This is a genomic window from Streptomyces sp. NPDC034099 (genome assembly GCF_055575415.1).
In genome coordinates this window covers 175,347-194,859 of sequence record NZ_JBVISR010000012.1, presented here as the reverse complement: position 1 = coordinate 194,859, position 19,513 = coordinate 175,347, and the positions used below count along the sequence as shown (strand labels likewise).

The window sequence follows — 19,513 nt, the reverse complement described above, 5'->3', positions numbered from 1 at the left end:
GTACTGCATGCGGGCGCAATCATGCGCGTGACCGGGGATTCCCCCGCCCGCGCGGGGCGGGGGAGACCCGGCCGGACCGAGCAGCCCGCCCCAGTCCTCCTCGGGCCCGAACCAGTCGCCCGGTCGCTCAGCGGCGGGCATGCTCGCGGAAACCGCGGCCCGTCTTGCGGCCGAGGCAGCCCGCGGCCACCAGATGCTCGAGCAGCGGTGCGGGCGCCAGTCCCGGGTCGCGGAACTCCCGGTGCAGGACCTTCTCGATGGCCAGCGACACATCGAGTCCGACCACGTCGAGCAGTTCGAACGGGCCCATCGGGTAGCCGCCGCCCAGCTTCATCGCCGCGTCGATGTCGTCGAGGGTCGCGTAGTGCTCCTGCACCATCTTGACCGCGTTGTTGAGGTACGGGAACAGCAGCGCGTTCACGATGAACCCGGCCCGGTCGCCGCAGTCCACCGCGTGCTTGCGGACCTTGGCGCACACCTCGTGGACGGTGGCGTGCACGTCGTCGGCGGTCAGCACGGTGCGGACCACCTCGACCAGCTTCATCGCCGGGGCCGGGTTGAAGAAGTGCATGCCGATCACGTCCTGCGGACGCGAGGTGGCGCGGGCGCAGGCCACGACCGGCAGCGAGGAGGTGGTGGTGGCCAGCACCGCGCCGGGCTTGCAGACCTTGTCCAGGGTGCCGAACAGCTGCCGCTTCACCTCCAGGTCCTCGGCGACGGCCTCCACGGCCAGATCGACGTCGGCGAAGTCGTCGTACGTGCCCGTCGGCGTGATCAGCTCCAGCGCCCGCGCGGCCGCCTCGGCGGTCATCCGTCCCTTGTCGACCGACCGCGCCAGGGACTTGCCGATCCGGGCCTTGGCCGTCTGCGCCTTCTCCGCGCTGCGGGCGGCCAGCACCACCTCGTACCCGGCCTTGGCGAACACCTCCGCGATGCCCGACGCCATGGTGCCCGAACCGGCCACACCGACGGCGCGCACCGGCCGGCCGGAGACCGCGGTGCCCCCCTTCCGCGGGGTCAGCGCGTCCGGCACCACGACCGCGCTGCCGGGAGCCTCGTAGGTGTAGAAGCCGCGCCCGGCCTTGCGTCCCGTCAGGCCCGCCTCGCTGAGCTGCCTGAGGATCGGCGCCGGGGCGTGCAGGCGGTCCCGGGAGGCGGCGTACATGGCCTCCAGGACCGTGCGGGCGGTGTCCACGCCCACCAGGTCGAGCAGCGCCAGCGGCCCCATCGGCAGGCCGCAGCCGAGGCGCATCGCGGCGTCGATGTCCTCGCGGGAGGCGTAGTTCGCCTCGTACATCGCCGCGGCCTGGTTGAGGTAGCCGAACAGCAGGCCGTCCGCGACGAAACCGGGCCGGTCCCCGACCGCGACCGGCTCCTTGCCGAGGTCCAGGGCCAGGTCGGTGACGGCCGTGACGGCGGCGGGCGCGGTCAGCACCGAGGAGACGACCTCGACCAGCTTCATGGCCGGCGCCGGGTTGAAGAAGTGCAGGCCGAGCACCCGCTCCGGGCGGGCCGAGTCCGCGGCCAGCCGCGTGACGGACAGCGCGTTGGTGCCGGTCGCCAGGATCGTCTGTGGACGCACGATCCCGTCCAGCTCCCGGAAGACCCGCTGCTTGATCTCGTACGACTCCGGCACCACCTCGATCACCAGGTCGGCGTCGGCGGCCGCCCGCAGGTCGGTGGAGGTGCGGACGCGGCCCAGGGCGCCGGCGCGGTCCTGCTCGGTCAGGCGCCCGCGCTCGACGGCGCGGGCGGTGGAGGACTCCAGCGCGGCGACCGCCTTGACGGCCTGCGCCTCGCTGACGTCGATGCCGATGACCTCGCGGCCGGCCCCGGCCAGGACCTCGGCGATGCCGGTGCCCATCGTGCCGAGGCCGACGACGGCGATCGTCTGGAGCGGGGACAGAGGGGTGTCGGACAGGGGAGTGGCCATCGCGGGACTCCAGGAATGAGGGGTGACGACGGGAGCACGCATGCGGGCGCCGTCGCGGCGCACCGGGTGCGTGGGAAGGGAAGGAAGGGAGTGCGGGTGTTGCCGGGCTCGAACGGCGCACACGCCCGGTGCCGTCGCGGAGGGCACACGCGCCCGTCCGGCGGCCTGTGACCGGCCCTGTCCCGGGGCCGAGTCCTGATGCGGTACCCGAGGTACCGGACCGACTGCCCTCCCGGTGGTCGCGTCACCAAACCACCGTGAGGAGTTGCTGCGGGTGGATGACCCGCTCGTCTGAGGTTAACCCGCGGGTAACGAGCGCGCCAGCCCCCGGTGTTCGTGATGTAGGTCCCACGCCCGGTGTGACGCCCCTAACCTCGGTGTCATGGACGAAGAGTTGCGAACGCTCACGGAGCGCTTACGGGCCGAGGCGGCGGCGTCGGGTGCGCCGGGGGCGCGGGCGGTGTACGACCGGCTCGTGGCGACCGGGGACCACGACGAGCTGGCCGCCGTGCTCACCGAGCCCGGACACCCGCTGTGGGCCCGGGAACTGGCCGCCTTCCGGCTGGGCGTGGCGGGGGACCGGCGGGCCTTCGAATCGCTCGTGCTCCTGCTGAACCACCGCGACCCGCCGCGCTGCGCCTCGGCCGCCCACGCCCTGGCCCGGCTCGGCGACCCGCGCACCGCCCGCGCGGCCGCCGCGCTCGCCACCAACGAACTGCGGGTCGCCTACGCCCTGCATCCGGTGAGGCTGCTGGCCGAGCTGCGGGCCCCCGAGTCGGTGCCCGCGCTGATCACCACGCTGGAGCGGCGGCTGCGCCCGCACGACCCGTACCGGCGCGTCGCGCTCGCCTGCGTCGAGGGCCTCGGCGCCCTCGGTGACGACCGCGCCGGACCCGTCCTGAACGACGCCCTGGCCCACCCGGCGCTGGCCGAGGCGGCGGTGCGGGCGCTGGCGCGCATCCCGGGGCAGCGGTGAGCGGTGGGCCGGTGCCGGAGCGGTGACGGTGCGTCAGCCGGTCAGCGGCCGGGCGTAGCGCACCTCGGACACCGGGACGCCGTCCACCTCGAAGGGCTCCTCGGCACCGTCGGCGCGGAAGCCCGCCCGCTCGTAGAAGCGCCGGGCGCGGGTGTTGCCCTCGAGCACCCACAGGAGCATGCGGGCGTGCCCGGCGGCCCGGCATCGGCGTACCGACTCCCCGACCAGGGCCTGCCCGATGCCCGCACCGAACCGTGCGGCGTCGACGTAGAGGGCGTACAACTCGGCGTCCGCGGTGCGCACCTCGCCGTCCCGGTAGGGGCCGTGGCAGGCCCAGCCGACGACCTCGCCGCCCTCGTCCTCGGCGACCAGGTTCAGTACGCCCTCCGGGGACCGGGCGAACAGGTCGCGACGCCGCTCCGCGTCGGCGGCGGGGTCCATCGCGTCGAGGTGCGGCTGCGGCATCAGGCCCCGGTAGGCGCTCTGCCAGCCCCGGACACGGATCAGGGACACGCGGTCGCAGTCCTCGAGGACCATCTCCCGCACCCGCACGCGCGCCCGTGGGCCGCTCACGGCGCCACGACCGCGAACGCCTCGATCTCCATGAGGAACTCCGGCCGGACCAGCGCGCCCACCTGCACCGCCGAGGCGGCCGGCAGCCGGTCGTCGGGTATGTGCTCGGCGCGGGCCGCGCGGATCGCGCCCATGTGGGCCATGTCCGTGACGAAGAAGGTCAGCTTCACCACGTCGTCGAAGGTCGCACCGGCCGAGGCCAGGCACCGGCGGAGGTTCTCGAAGACCTGGCGGGCCTGGGCCGCGGGGTCGCCCTCCCCGACCACCCCGCCGTCCTCGTCCAGCGCGAGCTGCCCCGAGACGGCCACGAACCGCCCGCTGCCGAGGACCACATGGGTGTACTGCGCGGCGGGCGCGACGCCCTCGGGGGCGGGGATCCTGGTCAGCTCACTCATGGGTCCATCGTGGACCACGGCACTGACAACGCCCCCGACGGGGTGTGCGAACGGGGCGGCTAGCCGCGGAAGCCGAGCAGCCCGTGCAGGGTCGAACTCCGCGAGGACGTCGAAGCCGCCTTGGACTCCAGCGGCTTCGGGTCCGGCAGCGCCGGGCACACCGCGTCCGCCTCGCCCCCGTCGCCGTGCGGCACGGTGCCGTCGGTCAGGTAGGCGGCCAGGTGCTCGTCCAGGCAGTCGTTCCCGCTCAGCGTGATGCCGTGGTTTCCGCCGCCGTCCTCCACGACGAGGGCGGAGCCGCGCAGCAGGCGGTGCGCGGTGACGCCGCCCTCGTACGGCGTGGCCGCGTCGCCGGTCGCCTGGAACAGCAGGAACGGGGGCAGTTCGCCGTTGGCGACGTCCACCGGCCGGCGGGACGGCGTGGGCCAGAACGCGCACGGCGCGTTGTACCAGGCGTTGTTCCACACCATGAACGGCGCCTTCTCGTACAGGTCCCAGCTGTCGTCGCGCCACTCGTCCCAGTCCCGCGGCCAGTCGGCGTCGCGGCACTGCACCGCGGTGTAGACGCTGTAGCCGTTGTCGCCGGAGGCGTCCGGCGCCCCGAAGTTCTCATAGGCCTCGACCAGCGGGCCGGTGTCCTGGTCGTTCACGTACGCCGCGAATGCCTCGGCCAGGTAGGGCCAGTAGCCGTTGTAGTACCCGCCGGGCATGTAGGTGTCCTCCAGCTCGGAGGCGCCGACCTTGCCTCCGGCGGGCCGTTTCGCCAGCGCCGCCCGCATGGCGTACCAGGCGGCCTCGATCCGCTCGGGGTCGGTGCCCAGCCGGTAGGCCGCGTCGTGCCCGGCGATCCAGGCCAGGAACGCCCGGTGGCGGTCGTTGAAGGCGAGGTCCTGGTTGAGGTTGGCGTCGTACCAGACGTCGTCCGGCCCGACGACGGAGTCCAGGACCAGCCGCCGCACCCGGTGCGGGTAGAGCTTGGCGTAGACGGCGCCCAGGTAGGTGCCGTACGAGTAGCCGAAGTAGTTGAGCTTCTCCGAGCCGAGCGCCGCGCGGACGGCGTCCACGTCCCGCGCGGCGCTGACCGTGTCGATGTACGGCAGCACGTCCGCGTACTTCTCGCCGCAGGCGTCGGCGAAGGACCTCGCGCGCGCGAGGTTGGCCTGCTCCTTGTCGGGAGTGTCCGGCACCGAGTCGGGCCGCACCGGGTCGAAGTGGCCCGGCAGACAGTCCAGCGCGGGAGTGCTCTTGCCCACGCCGCGGGGGTCGAAGCCGATGACGTCGTACTGGGCGGCCACCTTCGCGGGCAGCGACGACGCCACGAATCCGGCCAGCGTCAGCCCGCTGCCGCCGGGGCCGCCGGGGTTCACCAGCAGGGGGCCCTGGTACGTCCTGGCGGTGTGCGGGACGCGGGACAGTGCCAGCGTGATCTGCCTCCCGCGCGGACGATCGTGGTCGAGCGGCACCTTCAGGGACGCGCACTGGAGCGTCGGGTAGTCCTCCGTGGCGCACTTCTCCCAGTGCGGGCCCGCCGCGGGCGCCGCGGCTGCGGACCGTGGCGCGCTCGCCTCGGCGGGGAGGGCGGTGACGGTCCCGGCGGCGATGACGGCGGCGCCGCACAGCACGGCTGCGCGTTGTCTCATGACGTTCTCCCAGGACTCCCAGGACGGAGAGGCTGCGGTCCGCGCGGATCGCGGTCCTCGCCGGATGGTCCCGGGGAGCGCTCCCGGAAGAACGAGCGCTGTCCATTCTTGACCCGTTTGGGCCGGAAGATGCCCTCCAATGCCCTTGCCCGGACGTTCCCGGCGGGCTCACGGTGCCGTCAGAGCCCGAGCCCGCCCGCGACCGCCATCTCCTGCTTGGTGAACTCTCCCGTCAGCATCGGCATGGCCCGGCCGATGGCGTCCTTCGCCTCGGGCAGTTCCAGCGAAGCGTCGTGGTGTTCCTTGGTCCGCCACACCTCGGTCACCCAGATCGTCGTCTCGTCGTCGGACAGACCCACGAGGTAGAGGTCGCATCCGGCGTCCCGCAGGCCGTCGGCGGCGCTCAGGAGGAGGGCGGCCACCTCGTCGCGGAAGCCGGGCCGGGTCTTCATGGAGGTGATGCATCCGTAGGTCATGGAGCGTCCTTTCAGAGGAGGGAGAGCTGCACCGGCTCGCTGGGCGCGTCGCCCGCGGGGCGGGAGTGCTCCGGCTCCGCGGTCCGGCGGGGCATGCCCGCGCGCGTGGGACCGATGCCGTACTCGCGGGCCAGGTCGTGCACCTGGCGGGTGATGCGGCGCTGGTACCACTTCGGGGCGTAGGCGCCGTCCGCGTAGAGCCGTTCGTAGCGGCGGACCAGGTGCGGGTGGTGCTGTCCGAGCCAGGCCATGAACCACTCGCGGGCGCCCGGCCGCAGGTGCAGCACCAGGGGCGTCACCGAGGTGGCGCCCGCGGCGGCGATGGCCCGCACGGTGGCCCTCAGCTGGGCCGGTTCGTCACCGAGGAACGGGATGACCGGAGCCATCAGCACCCCGCAGCCGATGCCGCGCTCGCCGAGGGCCCGGACAATCTCCAGCCTGCGTTCCGGTGCCGGGGTGCCCGGCTCCACGGTGCGCCACAGGTCCGCGTCGGTGAAGCCGACCGAGACCGAGATGCCCACGTCCGTCACCCTGGCCGCCCGGGTCAGCAGGTCCAGGTCGCGCAGGATCAGCGTGCCCTTGGTGAGGATGGAGAAGGGGTTCGCCCGCTCGGTGAGGGCCTCGATGATGCCCGGCATCAGCCGGTAGCGGCCCTCCGCGCGCTGGTAGCAGTCGACGTTGGTACCCATCGCGACGTGGTCGCCCTGCCAGCGGCGGGAGGCCAGCTGGCGGCGCAGCAGCTCGGGCGCGTTCACCTTGACGACGATCTGGGAGTCGAAGCCGAGCCCCGTGTCGAGGTCCAGATAGCTGTGCGTCTTGCGCGCGAAGCAGTACACGCACGCGTGCGTGCAGCCCCGATAGGGGTTCACCGTCCACTCGAACGGCATGCGCGAGGCCCCCGGCACCCGGTTCAGGATCGAGCGGGCCCGCACCTCGTGGAAGGTGATGCCTCTGAACTCGGGCGTGTCGAACGTGCGGGTGACGACGGCGTCCGCGCCGAACAGCGCGGTGTCCGCCGCCCGGGCGTGGTCGGAGTCCGTGAGGTTCTCCCAGCGCATTGCGGCCTCCTCGGTAGCACTGTTCGACACAATAGAACACTTGTTCCCTTGATCGTGCGGACGAGTCGTGCGGGGCCGCTTCGCGCCCCCCGATTTGGTGGCCGGGCGGCGGGGTGGTTGGCTTGCCCCGAACCCGAGAACCAGGCCCTGGAGGAACCCGATGGCGCAGGTCGAGGCGACGACGGAGCGGATCGTCGCAGCGGACGCGGAGACGGTGTTCGACACCCTCGCCGACTACAGCGGTACCCGCGAGAAGCTGCTGCCCGAGCACTTCAGCGAGTACGAGGTCCGGGAGGGCGGCGACGGCGAGGGCACCCTCGTGCACTGGAAGCTCCAGGCCACCAGCAAGCGCGTCCGTGACTGCCTGCTGGAGGTCACCGAGCCGACCGACGGCGAGCTGGTCGAGAAGGACCGCAACTCCTCCATGGTCACCACCTGGCGCGTCACCCCGGCGGGCGAGGGCAGGTCCCGGGTCGTCGTGGTCACCACCTGGCAGGGGGCCGGCGGTGTCGGCGGCTTCTTCGAGAAGACCTTCGCGCCCAAGGGGCTGGGCCGGATCTACGACGCCCTGCTCGCCAAGCTCGCCGCCGAGGTCGAGAAGTAGCCAAAGGGCAGGCGCGGGGCGGCCGTTGGCCGCCTCACCGATTCGAGTGATCTCCGCGCGAACCCGTCGTGCGTCCGTAACTCGTCGCACTTGTTCGCAGTTGTCGCCTCAGGCGGCAAATGTGAGCAGGTGTGACGAGGGGAGCGGTACGTGGGCGGGATCACTCTGGTGCAGGACCCGGTAGGCAGTCCCGCGCAGGACGAACCGGTCGCCGCGGCCCAGGCGCCCCCGGGATCTCCCGTTCCCGAGCCGGACGGGGAGCGGGACGCCGGGCTGAGTCCGCGCCGGGTGCGGCTGGTCTTCGTCGGACTGATGCTGGCGCTGCTGCTCGCCGCCCTGGAGCAGATGATCGTCGCCACGGCGCTGCCGAAGATCGTCGGCGAGCTGCACGGTCTGGACAAGATGTCCTGGGCGATCACCGCCTACCTGCTCACCTCCACCGTCGGCCTGCCGATCTACGGCAAGCTCGGCGACCTCTTCGGCCGCAAGGGCGTCTTCCAGTTCGCCATCCTGGTCTTCGTCGTCGGCTCCGCGCTCGCCGGACGCGCGCAGACCATGGACCAGCTGATCGCCTTCCGCGCGGTGCAGGGCGTCGGCGCGGGCGGCCTGATGATCGGCGTGCAGGCGATCATCGCGGACATCGTGCCGCCCCGCGAACGCGGCCGGTACATGGGCCTGATCGGAGCCGCCTTCGGTCTCGCCTCGGTCGCCGGCCCGCTGCTCGGCGGCTACTTCACCGACCACCTCTCCTGGCGCTGGTGCTTCTACATCAACGTGCCCTTCGGCCTGGTCACCATGGCCGTCGTCGCCGTCGTCCTGAAGCTGCCCCGGCCGCGGGTCAAGCCCCGCCTGGACATCCTCGGCGCCCTGCTGCTCGCCGCCGCCTCCACCTGCCTGGTCCTGCTCACCAGCTGGGGCGGGACCGAGTACGAGTGGGGCTCGAACGTCATCCTCGGCCTCGGCGCCGGAGCGGTCGGGGCCACCCTGCTCTTCCTGGTCGCGGAGCACTTCGCGCCCGAACCACTGATCCCGCTCCGTCTGTTCCGGGACTCCATCTTCAACGTCACCGCACTGGTCGGCCTCGTCGTCGGCGTCGCCCTGTTCGGCGCCGCCAGCTACCTGCCGACCTTCCTCCAGATGGTCGACGGCGCCAGCGCCACCGAGTCCGGCCTGCTGATGCTGCCGATGATGGGCGGCGTCGTGGGCGCCTCGATCATCTCCGGACAGCTCATCAGCCGCACCGGTCACTACCGGACCCACCCGATCCTCGGCAGCGCGCTGTCCGTCGTCGGCATGTGGCTGCTCTCCCGCCTCGACGCCGACACGTCCCGGCTGCACTACAGCATCTACATGGCCGTCCTCGGCGCCGGCATCGGCATGGTGATGCCGGTCCTGGTCCTCGCCGTCCAGAACTCGGTGCGCCCCACCGACCTGGGCACCGCCACCAGCGCCAACAACTACTTCCGGCAGATCGGCGGCAGCGTCGGCGCGGCCGTCTTCGGCACCCTCTTCGCGGGCCGGCTCACCGACGCCCTCGCCGACCGGATCCCCGCCGAAGCGGGAGTCCGGCTCCCGGACGCCGAGGCCATCACCCCACAGCTCGTCCACTCCCTGCCCCCGGCGCTGCGCGACGCCTACATCGGGGCGTACGCCGACGCCATGCCGCGGATCTTCCTCTACCTGGTGCCGGTGCTCGTCCTCGGGCTCCTCATCGCCCTCTTCCTCAAGGAGAAACCACTGGTGTCCCACAACGCCCCCGTCACCGACCCGGAGACCGCACAGCAGCCGCAGTACGCACAGCAGGCGCAGCCCGCCGCCCAGGTGCCGCCCGCCCGGTCGCCCTACGCCGGCGGCATCCCCGTCTGCGGCACGGTGCAGCACCCCGACGGCACCGTCGTGCCCCGCGCGGCCCTCACCCTCATCGACGTCGGCGGGCAGCAGATCGGCCGGGGCGCCAGCGGCGACGACGGACGCTACGCGCTGGCCACGCCCGGGTCCGGGGCCTACGTCCTGATCGCCGCGGCCGGCGGCCACCAGCCGCAGGCGGTCTCGGTGACGGTCGGCGAACGCCCGGTGGAACTCGACGTGGTCCTCGGCGGCGCCGGGCGGCTGGCCGGCAGCGTCGTGACCGCCGACGGCAGCCCCGTACGCGACGCGATCGTCACCCTCACCAACGTCCACGGGGAGGTCGTCGCCACCACCCGCAGCGGCCGCGAGGGCGGCTACGTCATCACGGAGCTGGTGGCCGGCGAGTACACCCTCGCCGCCAGTGCTCCCGCCTTCCGCCCGGCCGCGCTGCCGGTCAGCGTCCAGGCCGCCCGGGAGACCCGGCAGGACGTCGAGCTGGCCGGCGGCGCCGTGCTGCGCGGCACCGTGCGGGCCAGTGGCGGACGGGCCGTGGAGGACGCGCGCGTGACCCTCCTCGACGCCGCGGGCAACGTGGTGGACACCCTGACCACCGGTCCCGACGGCACGTTCCGGTTCGTGGACCTGTCGTCCGGCGAGTACACCGTCATCGCGGCCGGATACCCGCCGGTCGCGACCGTGCTCCAGGTGGCCGGCGGCGGCCGGACGGAGCGCGACCTGCAGCTCGGGCACGAGGACTGAGACCGGCTCACCGGCGCGCGGGCGTGCGCCGGTGCGTTCGCGCGCCACCAATTCCCCCGTTGCCGCACATGGTCACCGGCCGCCACCGTACGGTGGTGACGGCGACACAGATCTTGCGGAGCCGTGGGCAGAGAGGGCCTGACGCCATGGACCATGGCACCGAGCGGGACGCACCTCCCGGCCACCGTGCCGGACCCGACACCGTGCCGGCCGACCCCGTCACGGGCCGCGTCCCGCTGGCCGTCGCCGTGGTGGACCGCGACGGGCTGGTCTCCCACTGGAGCCGTGGCGCACGGCGGTTGTTCGCCCTGCCCAAGGAAGAGGCGATCGGGCGGCCCGCCCTCGACCTGCTCCCCGTCTCGGGCGTGCTCCCCGGGGACGGGGCGGGGGACGACGACCCGGCCCACGGCTCGTACCCGGACCACGACGGCCTCGGGCCCGGACTGGAGTCCTCCCTCGACGGGCGGCTCTCCTACCCCTCTGCCGGCCGCGCCCGGCTGACCGTGCCGGCCGACGCCCGCGTCGACGTGCTCTGGTGGGCGTATCCCCTGGTGGGACCCGGGCCGGAGCGGCTGCTGGTGCTGGCCGCCGACGCGGACGGGCTGCGAAGGGACTACGCCGACGACAGCGCCGGGGCGAGTGTCGTCGAGCGGATCGCGCCCGGATTCGCCCTGCACACCGACTTCCCCGGCGCCGACGAACTCGCCCGCCGGCTCCCCGAGATCCTGCCCAGCATGAGCGTCGGAGAGAGCGCCCGTATTGCCGCCCAGGTCCTCGAACTGGGTTACCCCGTCCTGGAGTTCAGCCGGAACGACCGGGTGCCCGTCACCCCGGACTGGGGCGTGCCCCGGCGGGCCGAGCGCCGGGCGCGCCGCGAGCGGGCCGCGCGGGCACTGGCGGCCGGTGAGCCGGTGCCCGAGGAACTGCGCGACGAGGCCGAGGACCTGGAGTACGCGGCGGTCCGCGAACGCCTGGAGTTCCTCAACGAGGTCAGCGGCGCGATCGGCACCTCCCTCGACCTCGCGCAGACCATCGTCGAGGTCAGCCGCGCGGTCGTCCCCCGCTTCACCGACGTCGCCGGCACCTACCTGCGCGAACAGGTCGTCGCCGGCGAGGGCTTCCCCGACGGCGTGCCGGGCACCACCACCATGTGGCACCGGGTCGCCCTGGAGCACACCGACGAACCCGGCCGCTGGGACGACGTCGTACCCGTCGGCGAGGCCATGCCCTTCCCGGCGCACACCCCCTTCTTCCAGTGCATGACCAGCGGCGAGCCGGTGCTGGTGCCCCGCGTCACCGAGGAGATGGGCCACGCCGTCGCCTCCCAGTTCGAGAAGCGGGACATCCGGCCGCTCATCACGGGCCGCTCGATGCTGCTGGTACCGCTGAAGGCACGCAACGTCGTCCTGGGCTTCATGATCCTGCTCCGGCACCCGGAGCGGCCCGTCTTCAACGACATGGACCGCGTCACCGGCGCCGAACTCGCCGCCCGCGCGGGCCTCGTACTCGACAACGCGCGCATGTACACCCACCAGGAGAACGTCGCCGAGACGCTCCAGGACAGCATGCTCCCGCACATCCCCGCGCGCATGGCCGGCTGCGACATCGCCACCCGCTATCTGCCGGGCACGCTGCTCGGCCGGGTCGGCGGCGACTGGTTCGACGCGGTCAAGCTGCCGGGCGCCCGCACCGCGCTCGTGGTCGGCGACGTGATGGGCCACGGCCTGGGCTCGGCCGCGATGATGGGCCAGTTGCGCACCGCCGTCCAGACCATGGCCGGCCTCGACCTGCCGCCCGCGCGGCTCCTGCGCAACCTCGACGACCTCGCCCAGCGGCTCGGCGACACCCACCTCGCGACCTGCCTGTACGCCGTGTACGACCCCGTCGCCGGTGAACTGCACCTCGCCAACGCCGGTCACATCCCGCCCGTCCTGGTCCGTGCCGAGGACGGCGCCAGCGAGCTGATCGACCTGCCGACGGGGGCGCCGATCGGCGTCGGCGGGGTGCCCTTCGAGTCGGTGCGCGTGCCGGTGGCGCCCGGCGACCGGCTGGTGATGTGCACCGACGGCCTGGTGGAGGTGCGCGGCGAGGACATCGGTGTCGGCCTCGCCACCCTCTGCGAGTCCGCCGCCCACCCGGCCGCGTCCATGGACGACGCCTGCGACACCATCATCCGCGCCCTGGGCACCCGCGGCGGCCGCAAGGACGACGTCGCCCTGTTGATGGCCCGGCTGACCGGCATCGAGCCCGACGCCGTCGCCGAATGGCGCATCGCCCGCGACCCGGCCGAGGTGGGCCGCGCCCGCGCGGCGGTCCGCGAGCAACTCCACGACTGGGGGCTGCCGAAGCTGGCGGGCTCCGCGGAGCTGATGGTCAGCGAGCTCGTCACCAACGCCGTACGGCACTCCCACGCCCGCCCCGTCGAACTGCGCCTGGTGCGCGCCGACACGCTGCTGTGCGAGGTGGACGACGACGACCACGACCTGCCGGCGCTGGGCAGCGCGGGTCCCGAGGACGAGACCGGGCGCGGCCTGCGCGTGGTCAGCACCCTCGCCCGCGCCTGGGGCGCCAGCCGCACCGGTGCGGGCAAGACGGTGTGGTTCGAACTGACGCTGCCCGCCCGGTACCGCTGAGCCAGGCCGGTCAGGTCGGTACGCCCGGTACCGCGGGGGGCCGAATCCGCCCGGCGCGAACGGCTGGTGAAGGAATGCGCCGGGCGCTTGTGGGTGTGCGCCGGGCGCGGTACACCGTACGGACCCGTCGTCGTCGGCGGGCCGTACGTCGTCGCACCTGGGGAGACGGGCATGAGCGTGACGAGTCGGTACCGGGACGCCTGGGAGGGCTTCTGGAGCGAGGCCTCCGGGGACCGGGGGGCGGTGTTCTGGGACGCGGAGCCGACGCTGACCGCCGGTCGCCACCTGGCCCACTTCGAACCGCACCTGACCGACGCCACCCTGCCGCTGATCGACCTGGGCTGCGGCAACGGCACCCAGACCCGCTACTTCGCCGAACGCTTCCCGCACGTGGTCGGCGCCGACCTCTCCGCCGCCGCCCTCGCCCACGCCCGCCACGCCGACCCGGCCGGACTGGCCGCGTACCGGCAACTGGACGCCGCCGACAAGGCCGAGGCCGAGACGCTGCACGCGGAACTGGGCGACGCCAACGTCTACGTCCGGGGCGTCCTGCACCAGTGCGAGCCCGACGACCGGCAGCCCCTGGCCGACGCCCTCGCCGCGCTCGTCGGCGAACGCGGCCGCGCCTTCCTGGTCGAGCCCTCCCAGGCGGCCAAGTCCGTCCTGGCGGGCCTGGCCCAGGGGCCCGCCGGACCGCCCGCCAAACTCGCCCCCGTCCTCCGCCACGGCCTGACCCCCGGCGCCGTCCCCGACGAAGCGGTGCCCGAGTACCTCCGTGCGGCCGGACTGACCGTCCTGGCGAGCGGCGAACTCCCGCTGTTCACCACGGAGTACACGTCGGACGGCACGCGCATCGAGCTGCCGTCGACGTGGGTGGTGGCCGGCGTCGCCTAGCATCGGGGCGGTGGATTCGACGCACCGGCCCGCCTCCCGGGTCCTCTGTCTGGACGCCGTCCGCCGCCTGCTGCTCCTGCGCTGGCGGGACCCGTTCGACGGGACGTACCTCCGGGAGCCACCCGGTGGCGGCATCGAGCCGGGCGAGACGCCCTTGGCGGCCGCGCGGCGCGAGCCGGCCGAGGAGACCCGGCTCGACCCGGCCGCGGTGCTCGACCGGTCGGTGCCGGTCGAGCGCGACGTGCGGTGGAACGGCAAGCGGTACATCGGGACGGAGCAGTTCTTCGTCGCCGAGTTCGCCGACGAGCGACCGCCGCTGGTGCGGACCGGCCTGCTCCCCGACGAACAGGCCGCTCTGGACACGTACGCCTGGACGGCGTGGCCGGACCTGGGCTCCCGGGCGGACCCGGTCGAGCCGCCGCGGCTGTCGGCGGTCCTCGACGCCCTGGTGCCGGACGGACCGTGGAGTTGACGGTCCCGTCCGCGGGAAAGCGCTGATCGTGGGCCGTACGGGGGCTGTACGGGGGGCCGTACGGGCCCCTTCAGTGGTCCAGACCACCGATGGTTATCCACAGCCCTGGCAGAGGTGGCCGGGCAGCGCGTACGGTTCGAGCCATGAAGATCCTCATCAGCGCCGACATGGAAGGCGCCACCGGTGTCACCTGGCCGGCCGACGTGCTGCCGGGGACGCCGCAGTGGGAGCGGTGCCGGTCGATGTTCACCTCGGACGTGAACGCGGCCGTGCTGGGCTTCTTCGACGGCGGAGCCGACGAGGTGCTGGTCAACGAGGCGCACTGGTCCATGCGCAACCTCCTCCTGGAGCGGCTCGACGAGCGCACGGAGATGCTCACCGGGCGGCACAAGGCGCTGTCCATGGTGGAGGGCGTCCAGCACGGGGACGTGGACGGCATCGCGTTCATCGGGTACCACGCGGGCGCCGGCATGGAGGGCGTCCTCGCGCACACCTACCTCGCCAACCAGCTCACCGGCGTCTGGCTGAACGACGTACGGGCCAGTGAGGGTCTGCTCAACGCACACGTGGTCGCCGAGTACGGAGTGCCGGTGGTGCTGGTCACCGGGGACGACGTGGCCTGCGAGGACGCGCTCGGGTACGCGCCCGAGGCGCGCAAGGTCGCGGTCAAGGACCATGTGTCGCGGTACGCGGCCGTGTGCCGCACCCCGGCCAGGACCGCCGCCGACATCCGGGCCGCCGCCAAGGAGGCCACCGCGCTCGCGGTGCGGCACGAGCCGGTGAGCGGCGGGCCGTTCACCCTCGCCCTGGAGTTCGACGCCGAGCACCTGGCGGCGGCCGCGACCGTGGTGCCCGGTGTGGCGCAGGTCGGGGAGCGGAAGGTGGCGTACACCCACGACACGATGTTCGAGGCGATCCGGACGTTCAAGGCGGTCACGACGATCGTCTCGGCGGCGGTGGAGGAGCAGTATGGCTGAGCACACGGGGACCGGACCGGACACGGGCGAGCAGGCGCTGGACGAGGTCGTCCGGTTCACCTCCGAGCTGATCCGGATCGACACCACCAACCGGGGCGGCGGCGACTGCCGGGAGCGGCCCGCCGCCGAGTACGCCGCCGCGCAGCTCGCCGAGGCCGGGATCGAGCCCACGCTGCTGGAGCGGACCCCGGGCCGCACCAACGTCGTGGCGCGCATCGAGGGCACCGACCCGTCGGCCGACGCGCTGCTGGTCCACGGTCACCTGGACGTCGTGCCCGCCGAGGCCGCCGACTGGAGCGTGCACCCGTTCTCCGGGGAGATCCTCGACGGCGTCGTCTGGGGCCGCGGCGCCGTCGACATGAAGAACATGGACGCGATGATCCTCGCGGTCGTCCGCGACTGGGCCCGGCGGGGCGTACGGCCCCGGCGGGACGTGGTGATCGCGTTCACCGCGGACGAGGAGGCCAGCGCCGAGGACGGCTCCGGCTTCCTCGCCGACCGGCACGCCGCCCTGTTCGAGGGCTGCACCGAGGGCGTCAGCGAGTCCGGGGCGTTCACCTTCCACGACGGCGCGGGGCGGCAGTTCTACCCCATCGCCGCCGGTGAGCGCGGTACGGGCTGGCTCAGGCTCACCGCGCGCGGGCGGGCCGGGCACGGCTCCAAGGTGAACCGGGAGAACGCGGTCACCCGGCTCGCCGCCGCGGTCACCCGCATCGGCGACCATCAGTGGCCGCTGCGCCTGACCCCGACCGTGCGCGCGGCCCTGACCGAGATCGCCGCCGTGTACGGCATCGAGGCCGACCTGAGCGACGTCGACGCCCTGCTGGACAAGCTCGGCGAGGCCGGGAAACTGGTCGAGGCCACCGTCCGCAACAGCAGCAACCCGACCATGCTGGACGCCGGGTACAAGGTCAACGTCATCCCGGGAGAGGCCGTCGCCCACGTCGACGGACGGTTCCTGTACGGCGCCGAGGACGAGTTCCGCAGCACCCTCGACCGGCTCACCGGGCCGGACGTGGACTGGGAGTTCGTGCACCGCGAGACCGCCCTCCAGGCGCCGGTGGACTCGCCGACGTACGACCGGATGCGGGCGGCGGTGGAGGAGTTCGCGCCCGAGGGGCACGTGGTGCCGTACTGCATGTCCGGGGGCACCGACGCCAAGCAGTTCTCGCGGCTCGGCATCACCGGGTACGGCTTCGCGCCGCTGAAGCTGCCCGAGGGCTTCGACTACCAGGCCCTCTTCCACGGTGTGGACGAACGGGTCCCGGTCGAGGCCCTGCACTTCGGAGTCCGGGTCCTGGACCGTTTCCTGCGCACCGCGTAAAGACCCGGGCACCGCCCGGACGAGCAAGCAGCTGGAGGAGAAGTGGGGGAGTCAGTGCGGACTCTGCCGTACGGATCGTGGCCCTCGCCCGTCGAGGCGGCCCTCGCCGCCGCGCACGACGGACGGCCCGACGACGTCGGTTTCGTCGGTGACGAGGTGTGGTGGACCGCGCCGCGGCCCACCGAGGGCGGGCGGCGCACCCTGGTGCGGCGGCACGCCGACGGCACCGAGGAGCCGGTGCTGCCCGCACCGTGGAACGTACGCAGCCGCGTCATCGAGTACGGCGGCCGTCCGTGGGGCGCGGCCACGACCGACGCCGGCCCGCTGGTGGCCTTCGTGAACTTCGCCGACCAGCGGCTGTACGTCTTCACCCCCGGCGGAGGCGAGCCGCGCCCGCTGACACCGCTCTCCCCGGTGGGCGGCGGACTGCGCTGGATCGAGCCCGACCCGCGTCCCGAGCGCGGCGAGGTGTGGTGCGTCCTGGAGGAGTTCACCGGCGAGGGGCCCACCGACGTGCGCCGCGTCCCGGTGGCGGTGCCGCTGGACGGCTCCGCCACCGACGACCGGGCCGCGGTCCGCGAACTCACCCCCGAGCGGCACCGCTTCGTCACCGGGCCCCGCCTCTCGCCCGACGGGCGCCGCGCGGCCTGGCTCGCCTGGGACCACCCGCGCATGCCCTGGGACGGCACCGAGCTGATCGTCGCCGATGTCGGCGCCGAGGGCGTCTTCCACGACGCCCGGACCGTCGCCGGTGGGCCCGAGGAGTCGATCGCCCAGGCGGACTGGGCCCCGGACGGCACCCTGCTGTACGCCTCCGACCGCACCGGCTGGTGGAACCTCTACCGCGACGGGCGGCCGCTGTGCGCCCGCGAGGAGGAGTTCGGCGGGCCGCTGTGGAAGCTCGGACAGCGCTGGTTCGCGCCCCTGGACAGCGGCCTGATCGCGGTCCTGCACGGCCGGGGCGCCGCCGTCCTCGGCATACTCGACCCCGAGACCGGCGAGGTCGTCGACGCGGCGGGACCCTGGACCGAGTTCGCGCCCGCCCTCGCCGCGCACGGGGAGAGGGTCGTCGGCGTCGGCGCCGGCCCCCGCAGCGGCTACGAGGTCGTCGAGCTGGACGCCCGCACCGGCCGCGCCCGGGTGATCGGCGCCCCGCACCAGGACGCCATCGACCCGGCGTACTACCCGCGGCCGCGGATCCGTACCTTCACGGGCCCGGGCGGACGCGAGATCCACGCCCACGTCCACCCGCCGCACCACCCCGGCTGCCGCGCCCCGGACGGCGAGCTGCCGCCGTACGTCATCTGGGCGCACGGCGGCCCCACCAGCCGGTCCCCGCTCGTCCTCGACCTGGAGATCGCCTACTTCACCTCCCGAGGCATCGGCGTCGCCGAGGTCAACTACGGGGGGTCCAGCGGGCACGGGCGGGAGTACCGCAACCGGTTGCGCGAACAGTGGGGCGTCGTCGACGTCGAGGACTGCGCGGCCGTCGCCCTCGCGCTCGCCGAGGAAGGCACCGCCGACCGGGAGCGGCTCGCCGTGCGCGGCGGCAGCGCGGGCGGCTGGACGTCCGCCGCGTCGCTGGCCACCACCGACGTCTACGCCTGCGGCACGATCATCTACCCGATCCTCGACCTGACCGGCTGGGGGACCGGGGAGACCCACGACTTCGAGTCGCAGTACCTGGAGAGCCTGATCGGCCCGTACGCCGAGGTCCCGGACCGCTACGCCGAGCGGTCGCCCGCCGAGCACGCCGAGAGCGTCACCGCCCCGTTCCTGCTCCTCCAGGGACTGGACGACGTGATCTGCCCGCCCGTGCAGTGCGAGCGGTTCCTCGACCGCATGGCGGGCCGCGGCGTGCCGCACGCCTATCTCACCTTCGAGGGCGAGGGACACGGCTTCCGCCGCGCGGAGACCATGGTGCGCGCCCTGGAGGCCGAGCTCTCCCTCTACGCCCAGGTCTTCGGGCTGACCCCGCCCGGCGTCCCGGCCCTGGAGCTGACCCGGTGAGCCGGGTCGGAGAGCTGGTCCGGCCGGCCCGGCTCGCCCCCGGCGCCCGGGTGGCCGTCGTCGCGCCCAGCGGGCCCGTCCCCGAGGAGCGGCTCCAGGCGGGCCTTGACGTGCTGCGCGGCTGGGACCTCGACCCGGTCGTGGCGCCGCACGTCCTGGACCGGCACGGCACCTTCGACTACCTCGCCGGCACCGACGCCGACCGGGCCGCCGACCTCCAGGCCGCCTGGTGCGACCCGGCCGTGGACGCGGTGCTGTGCGCCCGCGGCGGGTACGGCGTCCAGCGCATGGCCGACCTGCTCGACTGGGAGGCGATGCGCGCGGCCGGTCCCAAGGTGTTCGCCGGCTTCAGCGACATCACCGCACTGCACGAGGCGTTCGCCACCCGCCTCGGCCTGGTCACCCTGCACGGGCCGATGGCGGCCGGGATCGACTTCCTCAAGAACACCCGGGCACAGGAGCACCTGCGGGCCACGCTGTTCTACCCCGAGATGGTCCGGGTGATCAGCTCGGGCGGCACCCCGCTGGTGCCCGGCCGGGCCCGGGGCGTCACCCTCGGCGGCTGCCTCGCCCTGCTCGCCGCCGACCTGGGCACCCCGCACGCCCGGCCCTCCGCGCGCGGCGGGCTGCTGTGCCTGGAGGACGTGGGGGAGGAGACGTACCGCATCGACCGCTACCTCACGCAGTTGCTCCGCGCCGGCTGGCTCGGCGGGGTCGGCGGCGTGCTGCTCGGCTCCTGGGCCCAGTGCGAGCCCTACGAGCGGCTGCGCCCCCTGCTGGCCGACCGGCTCGGCGGGCTCGGCGTGCCGGTCGCCGAGGACTTCGGGTTCGGGCACTGCGAGGGCGCGCTGACCGTCCCGTTCGGCGTGCCGGCGGAACTCGACGCGGACGCGGGCACCTTGACGCTGGAGGCGCCCGCGCTGCGCTGACCGTCGTAGGCT

The 19,513-nt window shown here is 73.7% G+C and carries 16 protein-coding genes; 10 read left to right on the top strand and 6 right to left on the bottom strand.

What is annotated here, in order from left to right:
- Window positions 1–127: 127 nt before the first annotated feature.
- Complete coding sequence (locus ACZ56V_RS30595; RefSeq protein WP_468946769.1) at window positions 128–1,933, bottom strand: 3-hydroxyacyl-CoA dehydrogenase family protein; 1,806 nt, start codon at window positions 1,931–1,933, stop codon at window positions 128–130.
- A gap of 382 nt (window positions 1,934–2,315) precedes the next feature.
- On the opposite strand from ACZ56V_RS30595, the gene ACZ56V_RS30590 reads away from it, so the two are divergent.
- The gene (locus ACZ56V_RS30590; protein ID WP_398915873.1) at window positions 2,316–2,909 is read left to right on the top strand and encodes an adenylosuccinate lyase; all 594 of its coding nucleotides are present in this window, start codon (window positions 2,316–2,318) and stop codon (window positions 2,907–2,909) included.
- 33 nt (window positions 2,910–2,942) lie between these two features.
- On the opposite strand, the gene ACZ56V_RS30585 is transcribed toward ACZ56V_RS30590, so the two are convergent.
- The 5 genes from ACZ56V_RS30585 to ACZ56V_RS30565 form a co-directional block, all read right to left on the bottom strand.
- Window positions 2,943–3,482 carry a GNAT family N-acetyltransferase gene (locus ACZ56V_RS30585; RefSeq protein WP_468946765.1) on the bottom strand — a complete coding sequence of 180 codons (540 nt, stop codon included), beginning with the start codon at window positions 3,480–3,482 and terminating at the stop codon, window positions 2,943–2,945.
- Complete coding sequence (locus tag ACZ56V_RS30580; protein WP_356371750.1) at window positions 3,479–3,877, bottom strand: RidA family protein; 399 nt, start codon at window positions 3,875–3,877, stop codon at window positions 3,479–3,481. The genes ACZ56V_RS30585 and ACZ56V_RS30580 overlap by 4 nt, the downstream gene beginning before the upstream one ends.
- Window positions 3,878–3,936: 59 nt before the next feature.
- The gene (locus ACZ56V_RS30575; RefSeq protein WP_468946762.1) at window positions 3,937–5,517 is read right to left on the bottom strand and encodes an alpha/beta hydrolase; all 1,581 of its coding nucleotides are present in this window, start codon (window positions 5,515–5,517) and stop codon (window positions 3,937–3,939) included.
- 179 nt (window positions 5,518–5,696) lie between these two features.
- Window positions 5,697–5,993 carry a putative quinol monooxygenase gene (locus ACZ56V_RS30570; RefSeq protein WP_468946760.1) on the bottom strand — a complete coding sequence of 99 codons (297 nt, stop codon included), beginning with the start codon at window positions 5,991–5,993 and terminating at the stop codon, window positions 5,697–5,699.
- An 11-nt stretch (window positions 5,994–6,004) separates the two neighbouring features.
- Window positions 6,005–7,051: an Rv2578c family radical SAM protein gene (locus tag ACZ56V_RS30565; RefSeq protein ID WP_467382741.1), complete on the bottom strand. Its 1,047-nt coding sequence runs from the start codon at window positions 7,049–7,051 to the stop codon at window positions 6,005–6,007.
- A 160-nt stretch (window positions 7,052–7,211) separates the two neighbouring features.
- Here ACZ56V_RS30565 and ACZ56V_RS30560 point away from each other — a divergent pair, with 160 nt between their 5' ends.
- The 9 genes from ACZ56V_RS30560 to ACZ56V_RS30520 all read left to right on the top strand — a co-directional run bounded on the left by ACZ56V_RS30560 (window position 7,212) and on the right by ACZ56V_RS30520 (window position 19,501).
- The gene (locus ACZ56V_RS30560; RefSeq protein WP_467382743.1) at window positions 7,212–7,655 is read left to right on the top strand and encodes an SRPBCC family protein; all 444 of its coding nucleotides are present in this window, start codon (window positions 7,212–7,214) and stop codon (window positions 7,653–7,655) included.
- 150 nt (window positions 7,656–7,805) lie between these two features.
- A complete protein-coding gene (locus tag ACZ56V_RS30555; protein ID WP_398915882.1) occupies window positions 7,806–10,262 on the top strand; it encodes an MFS transporter in 2,457 nt (818 codons plus the stop codon).
- A 146-nt stretch (window positions 10,263–10,408) separates the two neighbouring features.
- Window positions 10,409–12,895, top strand: coding sequence for a SpoIIE family protein phosphatase (locus ACZ56V_RS30550; RefSeq protein ID WP_468946755.1), 2,487 nt, complete (start codon window positions 10,409–10,411; stop codon window positions 12,893–12,895).
- A gap of 171 nt (window positions 12,896–13,066) precedes the next feature.
- On the top strand, window positions 13,067–13,789 hold the full coding sequence (locus ACZ56V_RS30545; RefSeq protein ID WP_398915886.1) for a methyltransferase domain-containing protein: 723 nt from the start codon (window positions 13,067–13,069) through the stop codon (window positions 13,787–13,789).
- A 10-nt stretch (window positions 13,790–13,799) separates the two neighbouring features.
- A complete protein-coding gene (locus tag ACZ56V_RS30540) occupies window positions 13,800–14,261 on the top strand; it encodes an NUDIX domain-containing protein (protein WP_468946751.1) in 462 nt (153 codons plus the stop codon).
- Window positions 14,262–14,404: 143 nt separating this feature from the next.
- Window positions 14,405–15,238 (top strand): M55 family metallopeptidase, encoded by an 834-nt coding sequence (locus ACZ56V_RS30535; protein WP_104631968.1) that lies wholly within the window; start codon window positions 14,405–14,407, stop codon window positions 15,236–15,238.
- Entirely contained in the window at window positions 15,231–16,562 is a 1,332-nt protein-coding gene (locus tag ACZ56V_RS30530; RefSeq protein WP_467382751.1) for a M20/M25/M40 family metallo-hydrolase, read from the top strand. The genes ACZ56V_RS30535 and ACZ56V_RS30530 overlap by 8 nt, the downstream gene beginning before the upstream one ends.
- A 54-nt stretch (window positions 16,563–16,616) precedes the next feature.
- Entirely contained in the window at window positions 16,617–18,572 is a 1,956-nt protein-coding gene (locus ACZ56V_RS30525; RefSeq protein WP_467382753.1) for a S9 family peptidase, read from the top strand.
- Window positions 18,569–19,501, top strand: coding sequence for a S66 peptidase family protein (locus tag ACZ56V_RS30520; RefSeq protein ID WP_468946746.1), 933 nt, complete (start codon window positions 18,569–18,571; stop codon window positions 19,499–19,501). The genes ACZ56V_RS30525 and ACZ56V_RS30520 overlap by 4 nt, the downstream gene beginning before the upstream one ends.
- The last annotated feature ends 12 nt before the right edge of the window (window positions 19,502–19,513 follow it).

Coding starts and splice junctions, on each gene's coding strand:
- ACZ56V_RS30595 (WP_468946769.1), bottom strand. CDS start 1,933: ATGGCCACTCCCCTGTCCGACACCCCTCTGTCCCCGCTCCAGACGATC.
- ACZ56V_RS30590 (WP_398915873.1), top strand. CDS start 2,316: ATGGACGAAGAGTTGCGAACGCTCACGGAGCGCTTACGGGCCGAGGCG.
- ACZ56V_RS30580 (WP_356371750.1), bottom strand. CDS start 3,877: ATGAGTGAGCTGACCAGGATCCCCGCCCCCGAGGGCGTCGCGCCCGCC.
- ACZ56V_RS30575 (WP_468946762.1), bottom strand. CDS start 5,517: ATGAGACAACGCGCAGCCGTGCTGTGCGGCGCCGCCGTCATCGCCGCC.
- ACZ56V_RS30570 (WP_468946760.1), bottom strand. CDS start 5,993: ATGACCTACGGATGCATCACCTCCATGAAGACCCGGCCCGGCTTCCGC.
- ACZ56V_RS30565 (WP_467382741.1), bottom strand. CDS start 7,051: ATGCGCTGGGAGAACCTCACGGACTCCGACCACGCCCGGGCGGCGGAC.
- ACZ56V_RS30560 (WP_467382743.1), top strand. CDS start 7,212: ATGGCGCAGGTCGAGGCGACGACGGAGCGGATCGTCGCAGCGGACGCG.
- ACZ56V_RS30550 (WP_468946755.1), top strand. CDS start 10,409: ATGGACCATGGCACCGAGCGGGACGCACCTCCCGGCCACCGTGCCGGA.
- ACZ56V_RS30545 (WP_398915886.1), top strand. CDS start 13,067: ATGAGCGTGACGAGTCGGTACCGGGACGCCTGGGAGGGCTTCTGGAGC.
- ACZ56V_RS30535 (WP_104631968.1), top strand. CDS start 14,405: ATGAAGATCCTCATCAGCGCCGACATGGAAGGCGCCACCGGTGTCACC.
- ACZ56V_RS30530 (WP_467382751.1), top strand. CDS start 15,231: ATGGCTGAGCACACGGGGACCGGACCGGACACGGGCGAGCAGGCGCTG.